The 14,655-nt window shown below is 75.0% G+C and carries 11 protein-coding genes and 2 pseudogenes; 9 read left to right on the forward strand and 4 right to left on the reverse strand.

The genetic code is table 11. The annotated features are described in order from the left end of the window. Positions 1-79: 79 nt before the first annotated feature. The 4 genes from KBX43_RS22195 (at position 80) to KBX43_RS22210 (ending at position 3,303) form a co-directional block, all read left to right on the forward strand. Positions 80-505 carry a DUF350 domain-containing protein gene (locus KBX43_RS22195; RefSeq protein ID WP_043329290.1) on the forward strand — a complete coding sequence of 142 codons (426 nt, stop codon included), beginning with the start codon at positions 80-82 and terminating at the stop codon, positions 503-505. 32 nt (positions 506-537) lie between these two features. After that, the gene (locus tag KBX43_RS22200) at positions 538-1,230 is read left to right on the forward strand and encodes a YafY family protein (protein ID WP_113972568.1); all 693 of its coding nucleotides are present in this window, start codon (positions 538-540) and stop codon (positions 1,228-1,230) included. A 97-nt stretch (positions 1,231-1,327) separates the two neighbouring features. Beyond that, positions 1,328-1,693: a VOC family protein gene (locus KBX43_RS22205; protein ID WP_064448280.1), complete on the forward strand. Its 366-nt coding sequence runs from the start codon at positions 1,328-1,330 to the stop codon at positions 1,691-1,693. 251 nt (positions 1,694-1,944) lie between these two features. After that, complete coding sequence (locus KBX43_RS22210; RefSeq protein ID WP_245254797.1) at positions 1,945-3,303, forward strand: M28 family peptidase; 1,359 nt, start codon at positions 1,945-1,947, stop codon at positions 3,301-3,303. A 171-nt stretch (positions 3,304-3,474) separates the two neighbouring features. Here KBX43_RS22210 and KBX43_RS22215 read toward each other — a convergent pair whose 3' ends face one another. Then, entirely contained in the window at positions 3,475-3,966 is a 492-nt protein-coding gene (locus KBX43_RS22215) for a hypothetical protein (protein WP_043329298.1), read from the reverse strand. 181 nt (positions 3,967-4,147) lie between these two features. Here KBX43_RS22215 and KBX43_RS22220 point away from each other — a divergent pair, with 181 nt between their 5' ends. Then, positions 4,148-5,044, forward strand: a complete 897-nt coding sequence (locus tag KBX43_RS22220; RefSeq protein WP_210886966.1) for a virginiamycin B lyase — start codon at positions 4,148-4,150, stop codon at positions 5,042-5,044. Positions 5,045-5,123: 79 nt separating this feature from the next. Here the strand turns inward: KBX43_RS22220 and KBX43_RS22225 are convergent, their stop codons facing one another. Beyond that, positions 5,124-5,999 carry an LD-carboxypeptidase gene (locus KBX43_RS22225; RefSeq protein ID WP_247677634.1) on the reverse strand — a complete coding sequence of 292 codons (876 nt, stop codon included), beginning with the start codon at positions 5,997-5,999 and terminating at the stop codon, positions 5,124-5,126. 113 nt (positions 6,000-6,112) lie between these two features. On the opposite strand from KBX43_RS22225, the gene KBX43_RS22230 reads away from it, so the two are divergent. Together KBX43_RS22230 and KBX43_RS22235 are read left to right on the forward strand one after the other, a co-directional pair. Further along, positions 6,113-6,880, forward strand: coding sequence for a type 1 glutamine amidotransferase (locus tag KBX43_RS22230; RefSeq protein WP_210886969.1), 768 nt, complete (start codon positions 6,113-6,115; stop codon positions 6,878-6,880). Positions 6,881-6,882: 2 nt separating this feature from the next. Further along, positions 6,883-9,906, forward strand: coding sequence for a bifunctional [glutamine synthetase] adenylyltransferase/[glutamine synthetase]-adenylyl-L-tyrosine phosphorylase (locus KBX43_RS22235; RefSeq protein ID WP_210886972.1), 3,024 nt, complete (start codon positions 6,883-6,885; stop codon positions 9,904-9,906). Between the two features lie 111 nt (positions 9,907-10,017). Here the strand turns inward: KBX43_RS22235 and KBX43_RS32255 are convergent. Beyond that, positions 10,018-10,692: pseudogene (locus tag KBX43_RS32255) on the reverse strand (hypothetical protein); the annotation flags it as partial. Positions 10,693-10,749: 57 nt separating this feature from the next. Next, positions 10,750-11,688: pseudogene (locus KBX43_RS32260) on the reverse strand (hypothetical protein); the annotation flags it as partial. A 36-nt stretch (positions 11,689-11,724) separates the two neighbouring features. Here KBX43_RS32260 and mptB (KBX43_RS22245) point away from each other — a divergent pair. Both mptB (KBX43_RS22245) and mptB (KBX43_RS22250) read left to right on the forward strand, forming a co-directional pair. After that, on the forward strand, positions 11,725-13,137 hold the full coding sequence (gene mptB / locus KBX43_RS22245) for a polyprenol phosphomannose-dependent alpha 1,6 mannosyltransferase MptB (RefSeq protein ID WP_043329305.1): 1,413 nt from the start codon (positions 11,725-11,727) through the stop codon (positions 13,135-13,137). A gap of 11 nt (positions 13,138-13,148) precedes the next feature. After that, entirely contained in the window at positions 13,149-14,636 is a 1,488-nt protein-coding gene (mptB, locus tag KBX43_RS22250; protein WP_210886979.1) for a polyprenol phosphomannose-dependent alpha 1,6 mannosyltransferase MptB, read from the forward strand. Positions 14,637-14,655: the final 19 nt, after the last annotated feature.

Raw genomic sequence — 14,655 nt, forward strand, 5'->3', positions numbered from 1 at the left:
TCATCCTGGCGCGGTGCCGCTATCGTCTGCGGCACCGTCCCGGCACCTTCGCCGGGCGGGTGAGCCGGGGAGGCGTTGGGTGCTGGGAGACCTGCTCGACGGGGCGTGGCAGAGCATCGTGTTCGGGATCGTCGGGGTGGCGCTGATGGCCGCCGGATTCCTGCTCGTGGATGTGCTCACCCCGGGCAAGCTGCGGGAGCTGATCTGGGTACGCCGCAACGGCAACGCCGCGCTGCTGCTCGCCGCGAACCAGCTCGGCATCGCCGGCATCGTCTTCACCGCCGTGCTGACCAGCTACAGCTCGTTCACCAAGGGGCTCGCCTCCACTGTGGTCTTCGGGCTGGTCGGCCTGCTGGTGATGGCGCTGGCGTTCCTGGTGCTGGACCTGCTCACCCCGGGTCGGCTGGGCGACGTGATCGCCGCCGAGGAGCCGCACCCGGCCGCCAAGGTCAGCGCCGCCACCCACTTCGGCGCCGCGCTGATCGTCTGCGCCTGCATCGCCTGAGCGGTGTCGTACCCCCGGGTTAGCGTCCGGGGGTGAACCGCACCGATCGCCTCTACGCCCTGGTCGAGGAGCTGCGGGCGGTGTCGCCGCGCCCGCGCAGCGCGAGCTGGCTGGCCCGCCGCTTCGAGGTCAGCACCCGCACCGTCGAGCGGGACATCTCCGCGTTGCAGGGCGCGGGCGTGCCGATCTGGGCCGAGCCGGGCCGCACCGGCGGCTACGTCGTCGACCGGGCGCGCACGCTCCCGCCGGTCAACCTGACGGCGGCCGAGGCGGTGGCGATGGCCGTCGCGCTGCACCGGCTCGGCGGCTCCCCGTTCGCCGCGGCGGCCGGCGCCGCGCTGCGCAAGCTGGTCGCGGTGATGCCACCGGCCGCGGTGGCCGAGGCGCACCGGCTCGCCGGCCGGGTGCACCTGGTGGGCGACGGGCCGGGCACGCCCGTCCCGGCCGTCGTCGCCGACGCGGTCGCCGCCGGGCGGGTGCTGCGCCTGCGGTACGCCGACCGCGACGGCGCCGATTCGGCACGTGACGTGGAGCCGCTGGCCTACCTGGGCAACTCGGTGCACTGGTATCTGGTCGCCTGGTGCCGGCTGCGCGACGGTGTGCGCTGCTTTCGCACCGACCGGATCCGCTCGGTGCGCCCGCTCGCCGAGCCGGTGACCCGGGAGTGGTGTGCTGACGACCTCGATGTGCCGGTCGACCGGGTGCGCCCGCTCACGCTGGTCTGATCCCTGTGGAAACACCGACAGGACGCTGTCGTGTCCCGGTACCACGCTGATTCCTGACGACGCCGGCCGACCGCCGGCGCGAACCTCAGGAGGAAGCATGTCCAGCACGCCCGTGACCTGGTTCGAGATCAGCTCCGACCGCCCGGACGAGGCGCAGCGGTTCTACGCCGACCTGTTCGGCTGGAGTTTCGAGGAGCAGGGCGGCCCGGCCGGGTCGTACCGGCAGACGACCGCCGGCGGTGAGCGGGGGATCGGCGGCGCGATCCGGGGCACCGACGCCGGCAACTACGCGATCTTCTACGCCGAGGTGGCGGACGTCGCGGAGATCTGCCGCCGGGCCGAGGCGACCGGCGGCGTCGTGGTGACGGGGCCGGTGACCACGCCGGCCGGTCTGGTGCGGGCCCTGTTGCGCGACCCGTCGGGCAACCTGCTCGGCGTCTTCACCCCGCCGGCCGGCGGCTGACCCCGGTCCGTCCACCCGTGGCGGCCGGCCACCGTGGAGCGACGGCGGGCGAGAGACCGGTCGATGTCGGGTCCGGTGATCGCCGGAGAGGATCTTGGATGCGCCCCCTACCTCGGGTTATGTTCAAGATCCTCCGAGTCGGACGGCCAACGCCGGTCGGCTCGCACAGTCAGGAGAAGCGTATGACCAACGACGGCCACCCCTCTTCCCCCGCCACGGACATCACCGGATCCACTGTGAACCGACGCCGCATGCTGACCATCGCTCTCGGTGGCGCCGCCACCGTGGCCCTGCCCGCGCCGGCCTGGGCGGCCGACGACAAGCGCCCCGGATCCAGCCGGAAGCCGGCGCTCACGTCGGACGATCGCAAGATCATCGCCCAGGTCTCGGCCGAGCGGGCGCTGGCGCACCTGCGCGTCCTCAGCGAGGAGATCGGGCCGCGTATCGGCGGGACCGCCTCGGAGCGGCGTGCCGCCGACTACATCGCCAAGCAGCTCGACCGCCTCGGCTACCAGGTTCGGCTGGAGCCGTTCGCGGTGGCGGACAAGTTCCTCGCCCAGCTCGCCTCGCCGGCCGGGCTGCCCACCGACCTGAACTGGCAGGCCGGCGCCTCCCCGCAGGCCGCGCTGGACACCACAGTCCAGGGTGACGTGGTGGACGTGGGCGCGGGTGCTGAAGAGAACTACCCGGCGAGCGTCACCGGCCAGATCGTGCTCGTCGACTACGTGGCCGCCCGGCGCGAGCAGTTGGTCGCCACCGCTGTGGCGCGCGGCGCGGCCGCCGTGGTGTTCCTCGCCGCCGACGGGGTGCCGCCCCGGCGCAGCAGCGCGTTCTCGCCGACCCTGCCGGGCTCGGCGGGCACGCCGGTGCCGATCCCGGTGGTCGGCGTCGCGCAGGCGCAGAAGGAGCGGCTGCGTGCCCTGCTCGCGGCCGGGCGGCTCACGCTCACGATCTCCACCGTCGCGCACCGCAACCTGACGTCCCACAACGTCGTCGCGGAGCGGGTCGGGCGGTCCGGCGCGAACGGGCCGGTCGTCATGGTCAGCGCCCACTACGACACTGTCATCGGCGCCCCCGGCGCCAACGACGACGGTTCCGGCACGGTGCTCTGCCTCGAACTGGCCCGGGTGATGAAGGCGATCCCGGTCGACGCCACCCTGCGGTTCGCGCTGTGGGGCTCGGAGGAGCAGGGCCTGCTCGGCTCGCGTCACCACGTCCGGCAGCTCCCGCAGGCCGAGCGGGACCGCTTCCTGGCGGTGTACCAGAACGACATGGTCGCCACGAGCTGGGACCCGGCCACCCTCTACTGGCTGCTGTCCTTCACCGGCCAGTCCAACCGGGCCACCGACGAGGTGGCCGCCGCCGGTGTACGCCTGGGCTACGACCCGCGGATGTCGCCGGTGACGCAGCGCGGCTCCAGCGACCACCAGTCCTTCCAGGAGGTCGGCATCGCCAGCGCCAACTTCTCCTGGCGGGGTGAGACGAGCCCGGCGCTGCTGGAGCCGCCATACCACACCCCGGAGGACACCATCGCCAAGAACATCAGCCTCGAGCGACTCCAGGTCTCCCTCGAACTGATCGGTTGTGCGGCGTACGCGACCGCTCGCTGATTTACTGCCGTCCCCGTGCCGCCGGCCGCGGTGTCACGGGGACGGCGACCGGCGCCGCACCGGGGAGTCCCGGTGCGGCGCCTCTGTCCCGCCCGCCTGGTGTCAGGCGGTGGCCTCGCCGGCGCCGGTCACGAGGAGGGCCGGCCGGCGGGAAACGGCGTGGCCGTGCGGTCACTTGCCGTCCGGGCCGCCCTTGCCGCGCTCGCCGTGCGGGCCGCCCTTGCCGTCGTGGCCGGGGCCACCCGGGAACACGCCCGCCTCGGCGGCCTTGAGCACCGCGTCGGCCTGCTCCTGGGTGAGCTTGCCGTCGGTGACGGCCTGGTCCAGGCGCTCCTTCAGCGCGGCCTGCCGGTCCTCGGTCGACGGCCGCTCCGGCCGCTCCGGGCGGTCGCCCTGCCGCTGCTCGTGCAGCTTCTCCAGCGCCGCGGTGACCTTGTCGGTCGACACGCCCAGCTCCTTGGCGAGCGCCTCGGCGAACTCGGCCTGCCGGTCGGCGTGCTTCTGGCGGCGTTCGTCACCCTGGTCGGTGCTGCTGGCGCTCGAGGACGGCTTCGGGTTCTTGTCGTCGGCGAGCGCCACCGTCGGGGCGGCGATCCCGACGCCGAGCACGCCGGCAGCGGCCAGGCCGGCCAGCAGGTGCTTCTTCGACATCGTGCGGATCATGCGATTCTCCTGTTCGGTGGTGGTGCGATGACGTCACCGACAGTGAGCCCCGGAACTGAGGGCAACCCGTGGCGAACCTGTCAGCAGGCTGGCAATCCCGTCTGGAAGGCCCGTTTTATTCGTGTTGCAGGTGTGCCGGAGCGCCCGCGAGGCTGGGCGAAACCCGACGAAAGGCCACGCCATGACACAGCCTGCCATCCGCGAGATCCCGCTCACCGGGCCGGGCTCCGGCCCGTACTCGATCACGGTCGGGTCCGACGGCGCGCTCTGGCTGGCGCTGGCCGGCTCCGGCGGCGTCGCCCGGCTCGGCCCCGACGGTGAGGTGCGGACCTACCGCGACGACCCACCCGGCAGCCGCCCGCTGATCATCGTCGGCGGCCCCGACGGCGCGCTCTGGTACACCCGCTCGGGCGACGACCGGCTCGGCCGGATCGCCGTCGACGGCGAGACCGGCTCGGTGGCGCTGCCGCCCGGCTGCGGCCCGTGCGGGCTGGCGGTGGGCCCGGACGGCGCGTTCTGGTACGCCGGCATGAACGACGACACGGTCGGCCGGGTGAGCGTCGACGGGGAGGTGACGTCCGTCCCGCTGCCGGTCGAGAAGGGCTTCCCGTCGATGCTCGCGGCCGGGCCGGACGACGCGCTCTGGCTCACGCTCAACCAGGCGAACGCGATCGCCCGGATCGACCTGGACGGATCGGTGACGCTGCATCCGCTGCCCACCGAGGCGGCCGGGCCGGTCGGCATCACCCGGGGTGTCGACGGCGCGCTCTGGTTCGTCGAGATCGCGGCCGGGCAGGTCGGCCGGATCACGCCGGACGGGCGGATCGACGAGTTCCCGCTGCCGGACCGCGCGGCACGCCCGCACGCGATCGTCGCCGACCCGGCCGGCGGCTGCTGGTTCACCGAGTGGGGCGCCAACCGCATCGCCCACCTCGACCCCGACGGCCACATCACCGCCCACGATCTGCCCACCCCCGCGTCGGAGCCCCATGGCCTCACGGTCACCCCCGACGGCACGGTCTGGGCGGCCTTGGAGATCGGCGCGGTAGCCCACCTCACCCCGCCCGCGCCGCGTTGATCATGAGGTTGGCGGCAGTTGTGGATCTCTGAACTGCCGCTAACTTCATGATCGCCGGGCCTCGGCCTCGGCCTCGGCTTCAGCGGACGGCGGCGGTCACCGTCAGGGTGCCTGTGGTGGCGTCCAGGACCGCGGGGGTGTTCACCGGGACGGTGAGCTGGTCGGGGCCGTGGCCGATCGGCAGGCCGCCGAGCACCGGCACGCCCAGGTCGCCCAGGCGGTCGGTGAGCACGTCCACGACAGTGGTGTCCCAGCCGTCCGCGCACTCGGTGAACTGGCCCACCGCCACCCCGGCGATCCCGTCCAGCGCGCCGCAGCGACGCAGGTGGGTGAGCATCCGGTCGATCTTGTACGGCGGCTCCTGCACCTCCTCGACCAGCAGGATCGCACCGGTCAGGTCCGGCATGTCCGGCGTGCCGATCGACGCGGTGATCAGGCACAGGTTGCCGCCGATCAGCCGGCCCTCGGCCCGGCCGGGCACCCGCACCGGGTACGTCTCCTCCGCCTCGACCGCCGCCACCGTCACCGGCTCGGCGCTGGTCAGCGCGGCGTGCAGCGACTCCGCCGAGCGGAGCGGGGTGCGCTCGTCCCGCCACGCCGCCCCCGGGCCGTGCACCCCGGCCAGGCGGGCGCCCCGCCAGAGCGCGAACTGCAACGCGGTGATGTCGGAGAACCCGGCCACCACCTTCGGGTCCCGGCGTACCGCCGCCATGTCGATCAGGTCCACCACCCGCTGCGCGCCGTAGCCGCCCCGCGTGCAGATCACCCCACGGATCTCCGGGTCGGCGAACGCCGCGTTCAGGTCCGCGGCCCGCAGCGCGTCGTCGCCGGCCAGGTAACCCCGCCGGGCGTACGCGTTCGGCGCGGGCACCGGACGCAGCCCCCAGCCGGTGAGCAGTTCGATGCCACGGGCCACCCGCTCGGGACGGGTCGGTCCGGACGGGGACACCAGCATCACCGCGTCGCCGGGACGCAGGGCCGGTGGGCGCAGGCAGTCGTCGGGCACGATCGCGAGCCTAGGGCCTGCCGGACCGTGCCCTGTCGGCCGCACCGGTTAGCCTCGACGTCGTGGCGACCGCGCTGGTGATCGAGAACGACCCGACCGACGACCTCCGCCGCCTGGGGGAGTGGCTCACCGAAGGGGGCCTGGAACTGCGCGTGCTGCGTCCGCACGCCGGTGACGCGCTCCCCGCCGACCTGGGGGGATACGCCGCGCTGGTGGTGCTCGGCGGCGACCAGCAGGCGTACCCGGGGTCCGACGGCGCCCCCGGCGCGCCCTGGTTCCCGGCGCTGGAGGGGCTGCTGCGCAAGGCGGTCCGCCAGCGGGTGCCCACGCTCGCGATCTGTCTCGGCGCGCAACTGCTCGCCACCGCGCACGCCGGCCTGGTCGAGCGCAGCCCGTCCGGGCCGGAGATCGGCCCGGCGCTGGTGGGCCGGCGCGACGCCGCCGAGGACGATCCGCTGTTCCGGTACGTGCCGCTGATGCCCGACGTGCTCCAGTGGCACGCCGACGAGATCACCGAGCTGCCGCACGGCGCGACGCTGCTGGCCGCGTCCACCCGCTACCCGCACCAGGCGTTCCGCCTCGGTGACCGGGCCTGGGGCCTGCAGTTCCACATCGAGTGCGACACCGCGATGATCGCCGAGTGGTCCCGCGACTCGGCGGTGCTGGCCGAGCTGGACTACGACCCGGAACTGGTGGTGGCCGCCTGCGACCGGGTGATGGCCGACGTCGAGGAGGCGTGGCAGCCGTTCGCGATCCGGTTCGCCGCGCTCGCGCTCGGCGAACTGGGCGACGACAACCCGCGCCGCAGCCTGCCGCTGCTCGGGGCCTGACGGTGACCCGGCCGGCCCGCGGGCGCCTGGCCCGCTACGGATTCGCCGAGGGGGACGGCGCCACGCGCGCCGCCGACCTGCTCGGCCCGGACGGGCTCGACCTGTGGCGGCCCGAGACGCAGGAGCCGGCCGACGAACGCGCCGCCGAACTGCTCGCCGCGCTGTCCCGCGCCGCCGACCCGGACCTGGCGCTGCGTCAGCTGCACCGGCTGGTCGAGTCCGAGCGGCGCTCCGGCGACGAGGTGGCCGTACGCGACGCGCTGGCCGCCGACCCCGGGCTGCGCCGCCGCCTGATCGCGGTGCTCGGCGCCTCCTCCGCGCTCGGCGACCACCTGGTCGCCAACCCGGGGCAGTGGGCGGTGCTGGCCACCGAGCCGGACGGGCTCGCCCCCACCGCGGACGGGCGGCTCGACCTGAGCGTGGCCGCCCGGCTCACCACCATGACCGGCGCGGTCCCGCTGCTGCGGCAGGCGTACCGGCTCGCGCTGCTACGGATCGCGGCGGCCGACCTGACCGGCGGGCGCGGCCTGGAGCAGACCATGGCGGCGCTGTCCGGGCTGGCCGACGCCACGCTGGCCGCCGCCTACGACATCGCCGCCGACGAGCTGCCCGAGGGCACGCCGCGCCCCCGCCTGGCAGTGGTGGCGATGGGCAAGTGCGGTGGCGACGAGCTGAACTACGTCTCCGACGTCGACGTCATCTTCGTCTCCGCCACCGACGACGACCTGCCCGCCGCCACCCAGATCGCCACCCGGCTGATCCAGATCTGCGGGCTGGTGGCCTGGCCGGTCGACGCGGCGCTGCGCCCCGAGGGCAACCGGGGCCCGCTGGTCCGCACGCTTGCCAGCCACCTCGCCTACTACAAGCGCTGGGCCCGCACCTGGGAGTTCCAGGCGCTGCTCAAGGCCCGCCCGGCCGCCGGTGACCTGGAGCTGGCCCGGGAGTGGATCGAGGCGCTCGCCCCGCTCGTCTGGACCGCCGCCGAACGCCCCGAGGCGGTCGAGGACGTCCGGTCCATGCGCCGCAAGATCCTCGACAACGTGCCGCCGAAGGAGCTGGAACGCGAGATCAAGCGCGGTCCGGGCGGGCTGCGCGACATCGAGTTCGCCGTCCAGCTGCTCCAGCTCGTACACGGCCGGGGCGACGAGTCGCTGCGGGTGCCGGGCACCGTGCCGGCGCTGCGCGCGCTCGTGGCCGGCGGCTACGTGGGCCGCGCCGACGGGGAGGCGCTGCTGCGCGGCTACCGCTTCCTGCGCGCCGTCGAGCACCGGCTCCAGCTCCAGGCCCTGCGCCGCACGCACACCGTGCCGACCGAACCGGCCGCGCTGCGCTGGCTCGCCGCCGCGCTCGGCTACGTGGCCACGCCGGGCCGCAGCGCCGTCGAGGAGTTCCGCGCCGAGTGGGTCACCCACGCCACCGAGGTACGCCGGCTGCACGCCAAACTGCTCTACCGGCCGCTGCTGGAATCCGTGGCCCGGGTCCCGGCCGAAGGGCTGCGGCTCACGCCCGAGGCGGCCCGGCACCGGCTGGAGGTGCTCGGCTTCGCCGACCCGGCCGGCGCGCTGCGGCACCTGCAGGCGCTCACCGGCGGCGTCAGCCGTACCGCCGCGATCCAGCGCACGCTGCTGCCGGTGCTGCTCGACGAGTTCGCCGACGCCCCCGAGCCGGACCGCGGCCTGCTCAACTACCGGCAGGTGTCCGACAAGCTCGGCAGCACCCCGTGGTACCTGCGCCTGCTGCGCGACTCCGGCCCGGTGGCGCGCCGCCTGGCCCGGGTGCTCTCCTCGTCCCGGTACGCGGCCGACATGCTGTCCCGCGAGCCGGAGGCGCTGCGGCTGCTCGCCGAGGACAGCGAACTGACCCCGCGCCCGCGCGAGACGCTCGTCGACGGGTTCGCCGCGGCCGCTGCCCGGCACGACGACCCGGTCGAGGCGATCCGGGCGGTCCGTGCGCTGCGCCGCCGGGAACTGGTCCGCATCGCCGCCGCCGACGTGCTCAGCCGCGCCGGCTCACTCGCGCCGCTCACCCCGCGCCCGGTCGGCGGCGGCGAGCGGCGGCCCACAGTGGTCGACGTGACGGCGGTGGGCACCGCGCTGTCCCACGTCACCGACGCCACGCTGGCCGCCGCGCTGCGCGCCGCCCGTACCGTCCATCCCGGACCGCCCGGCCTGCGCTTCGCGGTGATCGGCATGGGCCGGCTCGGGGGGTACGAGTCCAACTACCTCTCCGACGCCGACGTGCTGTTCGTCTACGACCCGCCGCCCGGCGTGGACGAGAGCACCGCGAGCGCGGCGGCGCAGGCCATCGCCGAGGAGCTGCGCCGGCTGCTGTCCGCGCCCGCCCCCGACCCGCCGCTCGGTGTGGACGCCGACCTGCGCCCCGAGGGCCGGCAGGGCCCGCTGGTACGCAGCCTCGCCGCGTACGCGCAGTACTACGCGCGCTGGTCGCGGGTGTGGGAGGCGCAGGCGCTGCTGCGGGCCCGGTTCGTCTGCGGCGACGCCGACCTGGGCGCCGAGTTCGAGGCGATGATCGAGCCGGTGCGCTACCCGGCCGACGGGCTGACCCGCGAGCAGGTCATCGAGATCCGCCGGATCAAGGCGCGGGTGGAAACCGAGCGGCTGCCCCGGGGCGCCGACCCGGCCACCCACACCAAGCTGGGCCGGGGCGGGCTCGCCGACGTCGAGTGGGCCGTGCAGCTGCTCCAGCTCCGGTACGCCGGCCGGATACCCGAGCTGCGCGGCACCCGTACGCTCGACGCCCTGACCGCCGCCCGCGACGCCGGCCTGCTCGACGCCACCGACGCCGCCGAGCTGGCTGCCGGCTGGACGCTCGCCGCCGAGGTGCGCGACGCGTTGATGCTGGTACGCGGCCGGGCGGGGGACCAGTTGCCCCGGCACGGGGTGGAGCTGGCCGGGGTGGTGCGGCTGCTGGGGCGCGAGGACCAGGGCGAGTTCCTCGACGAGTACCTGCGCACCGGCCGCCACTCCCGCACGGTCGTCCAGCGCATCCTGGAGTCCCCCCTCTAGCCCTCCCGTCCCACCTCCCCTGGGCGTTGATCTTGCACTTACGGCCCCGGCGAAAGGGGCATATCCGGCTCTTGAGGGGCCGTAACCGCAAGATCGACGGTGATCAAGGGGTCAGCTGGTGAGGGTGTAGGTGCCGGCTCGGGGGACCGTCACGGTGGTCCACTTGCCGTCTCGGGTGACTGTGGCGTTGTGGGAGGCGGTGAGCCAGGGAGTGTGGCGGACCCGGATCGGGATCGGGCCGGGGCCGGGGGCGCGGAACGTGATCGAGGCGCCGTCCTGGCTGATCAGCTCACCCGGCGCGCCGACGATCGGGGTGGGCTCGGCCACCGCGTACAGCTTCCAGTGCCGGTCCGACCAGACCTCGGTCAGGTACGGCAGGCCCGTCTCCACCAGCTCCGCCTCGGATCGCCCCACCCAGGAGAACTCGGCGTCGGGCACTGCCACGTACTGCACCGCGTTGTCGGCCAGCCAATCCCGGTAGGTGACGGGGGTCAGCGGAATGCCGGTGCCGTCCGCGCCGGGCACGGTGGTGAAGAACAGCGGATTGCGGTCGATGTCGGCCTGGCGTAGCCAGCCCCGGGCCAGCGGCACCTCGCCCATCCGGGCGGCTTCCCAGTAGTTGCGGGTCGGCGGCACCTCCACCCGTCCGGTGAGCCCGCGCCGGGCCAGTTCCGCGCGCAACGGCGCGAAGTACGCCGGCTCGGCCGTCGGATCGTCGGCGCTGCGCAGGTCGGCGGTGACCACCGGCGGCTGCCACCAGCAGACGACAGCGAGCAGCGCGGCCAGCCCGGCCGCACCGGCGGTCCGGGGCAACCGGGGGATGCCCAGCCTCGCCGGTGGCGTCGCCGCGGCGGCCAGCAGCGGCAGCGCGAACATCACCACCAGGCGGGTGGCGTTCAGCCCGACCGGGGTGGGCAGCAACGCCGACGCCAGCACCCCGGCCGCGGACAGCAGCGCGCCCACCCGCACCGGCCGGTACGTCACGAGCGCCGCGACCAGCAGGCTCGTCACCACGGCGTGCACGGTGTCGGTGCGGCTGATGTTCATCCAGCCACCCTCGCCGAACAGCAGCCCGGTCACGGCGAGCGGTCCGGCCGCGGGTACGGCGAGCAGCAGGCCGTCGGCGTACCGGCGGCTCAGGAGCAGCGCGACGCCGGCGAGCCCGACGAACAGCCCGGCCACCGGGCTGGCCGCGGAGGCGAGCAGCGCGGCGACAACGGCGGCGACGGCCGCCCAGACGCTCCGGCCCGCCCAGATGCCGACGGGGGAGGCCGGCGCGCCGGGGCCGGCAGGACCAGCAGCGGCATCGGCCGCACCGGCACCGGTGCCGGAGGCGTCGACGGCGGCAGCACGTCGGGCGGGCACGGTGAGCGCGAGCAGCGCGGCCAGGCCGAACGCGACGCCGAGGGCGTACGTGACCCGGCCGGAGACCAGGTTGCCGGCGATCGTGACCACGCCGACCAGGCTGCCGAGCAGCGGTCGGGGCACCCGGGTCCGCACCAGCAGGGCGGCGAACGCGGTGGCGGAGGCGAGCAGGGCCAGCGCGCCGGTGACGCGTACGCCGAGCAGCGCCATCAGCGGCGGCGAGACGAGGCTGTAGCCCCACGGGTGCACGCCGCCGTACCAGCGCAGGTCGACCAGGGCGGACGGGTGCGCGGCGAAGAAGTCGGCGCGGGCGACCTGGGCGGACAGGTCCGAGCCGGTGACCGGCAGCGTGAGGTGGAGCACGGCGAGGACGAGCGCGAACGCGGCGGACACCGCCACCACCCGACCACCCCGCATGCCCACCTCCTGATCGCGAACCACCGTACTGGCAGCATGTCGGGCGTGCCTCACCACCTCTCGCGTTGGATCGGCCTGGCGGGTTCGGTGCTGCTCGCCGTGGCCGCGTTCCTCGGCGGCGCCCTGCCCGACGGCGAGTTGCGTCCCACCCCGGTCAGCATCTGGCAGGGCCCGAACGGGCCGCTGATCATCGGGTTGTGGCTGGTCGGCACCGGGCTGCTGGCGTGGGCGTGGTGGTCGCTGCGGGACCGGGTGCCGTCTTCGCGCTGGGTGCTGGTCACAGTGGCGCTGTGGCTGCTGCCGATGCTCGTCGCGCCGCCGCTGGGCAGCCGGGACGTGTACGCGTACGCCTGCCAGGGCGCCAGTTTCTCGGCCGGGATCAACCCCTACGAGCAGGGCGTGTCGGCGCTGCCCTGCCCCTGGCTGGACACCATCTCCTACATCTGGCGGGACACCCCGGCGCCGTACGGGCCGCTGTTCGTGCTGCTCGCCGGTGCGGTGGTGGAGGCGACCGGGTCGCTGCTCGGCGCGGTCGCGCTGTTCCGGCTGCTCGCCGTGGCCGGGGTGGCGCTCACCGCGTGGGCGCTGCCGGTGCTGGCCCGCCGCTGCGGGGTGCCGCCGCGGCGGGCGCTGTGGCTGGCGCTGGCCAGCCCGCTGGTGCCCGTGCACCTGATATCCGGCGCGCACAACGACGCGCTGATGATCGGCCTGCTCGTGGCCGGGCTGGCAGTGGTGGCGGCCCGGCCGGGGCGGCCCTGGCCGCTGCTCGCCGGTGGGGCGCTGCTCGGACTCGCCGCCGCCGTCAAGGTCACCGCGCTGGTCGTGATGCCGTTCGCCGCGCTCGCCGCCATCGTCGGGGCGTACCGGATCAGGTCGCTGGTCCGCGACGGCGGGTGGGTGGTCGGCGGATCGCTCGTGGCGCTGGCCGGGGTGACGCTCGTCTCCGGCCTGGGGCTGGGGTTCATCAGCGGGCTGGAGCAAGGCAGCCTGGTGGTGGCCTGGACGTCGCCGCCGACAGCGGTGGGGCAGACCGTCGGCTATCTGCTGGCGCCGTTCGGGGTGCACGTCGACGCGCTGCCGGTGACCCGGGCGATCGGCATGGTCGTGCTGGTCGGGGTGCTGATCTGGCTGTGGTTCCGCTCGTTGCGTCGCGGTGAGCCGTTCTGGCACGCCGCGCTGGCGCTCACCGCCACCGTCGCGCTGTCCCCGCTGTTCCACCCCTGGTACTGGCTGTGGCCGCTGGCGGTGCTGGCCGCCACCGCGCACCGCACGCTCTGGTTCTCGATCGTCACCGTGGTGTCGTCGTTCCTGGTGCTCGCCGACGGAACCGGGCTGGCCCGGTACAGCAAGATGCCCGGTGCGCCGCTGATGACGCTGTTCGTGATCGGCGTGGTCGTCTGGTTGGTACGGTCGGCTCGCAAGGGCCGGCAGCCGGTTCCCGCGGACTGAGGAGTGTGCCGGTGAGCGAGGTCGACGGACCGGTCCGGCCGATCGCCGCCGCCGTCGCCCGCTACGCCGGTCTCGCCGGGGCGGTACTGCTCACCGTCGCCGGGTGGCTCGGCGGCGCGCTGCCCGGCCCGCCCCCGCGCAGCACGCTCGCCGCGATCTGGGCGGCCCCGAACGGGCCGCTGACGCTCGGCTGCTGGCTGGCCGGGACGCTGCTGCTGGTCGGCGCCTGGTGGTCGCTGCGGTGGGGCGCGCCGTCCGGCCGGTGGGCGTACGTGACCGCCGGGCTCTGGTCGCTGCCGCTGCTCGCCGCGCCGCCGATCGGCAGCCGCGACGTCTACTCGTACGCCTGCCAGGGCTGGACGTGGACGCAGGGCCTCAGCCCGTACCGGGTGGGGGTCGCTGCGGCCGGCTGCCCGTGGACCGACTCGGTGTCGCCGATCTGGCGGGACACCCCGGCGCCGTACGGGCCGTTCTTCGTGCTGCTGGCCGGGCTCGCCGTCCTCGCGGGCGGCGGCCTGATCGGGACCGTCGTGGCGCTGCGGCTGATAGCGGTGGCCGGGGTGCTTCTGGCCGCGCTGTGCCTGCCCGGGCTGGCCCGGGCCGCCGGGGTGCCCATCCGCCGGGCCGCCTGGCTGGTGCTCGCCTGCCCCCTGGTCGGCGTACACCTGGTGGCCGGCGCGCACAACGACGCGCTCGCGCTCGGCCTGCTCCTGCTCGGCCTGCTGGTGCTGGTCCGCCTGCCGGGCAAACCGCGCGCGCTGCTGGTCGCCGGGGTGCTGCTCGGCCTGGCCGTGGCGGTGAAGGCGGTGGCGGTCGTCGCGCTGCCGTTCGCGGCGCTCGCCGCCGTGCTCGGCCGCTACACCTGGCGGGCGCTGCTGCGCGACGGCGGGCAACTGGCCGCGTCGGTGCTCGGCACGCTGCTCGTCGTCTCACTCGCCACCGGCCTCGGGCTGGGCTGGATCGGCGGACTCGGCCACAGCGGCGACTCGCAGCAGTGGACCTCACCGCCCACCGCGATCGGGTTCGTCATCGACTACGCCGGCGAACTGGCCGGGCAGCGGCCCCGGGCGGTCCCGGTGGTGCGCGCCGTCGCGCTGGCGTTGCTGGCCGGGACCCTCGTCGCGCTCTGGTGGCTGGCGTGGACGACGCTGCGGCGGCTCAACGACAGCCGGCAGCGGGTGGCCCGGCTGACAGTGGCCCGGCCCCGGGTGGCGCTGCTCGGCGCGGGACTGGCGCTCGCCGCCACCGTGCTGCTCGCACCGGTCTTCCACCCCTGGTACGCGATCTGGCCGCTGACGCTGCTCGCGGTCGCGGCGGTGCCGCTGGCCCGGGAGGTCTGGTTCGTGGCCCCCTGCGCGGCGGTCTCGCTGCTCACGCTGCCCGACGGCACCAACCTGGCCCGGTTCACGAAGGCGCCCGGCGCGGTGCTGATGACGGTGCTGGTGGTGGTCGTCGCGGTGGCCGGAGTCCGGGCGGCACTGCGCCGCCGAGCCGCGTGAAACGGCCGGGCCGGCGCCG

This window comes from Micromonospora sp. C41 (assembly GCF_018070485.1).
In the GTDB taxonomy this organism is placed as follows: domain Bacteria; phylum Actinomycetota; class Actinomycetes; order Mycobacteriales; family Micromonosporaceae; genus Micromonospora; species Micromonospora chalcea.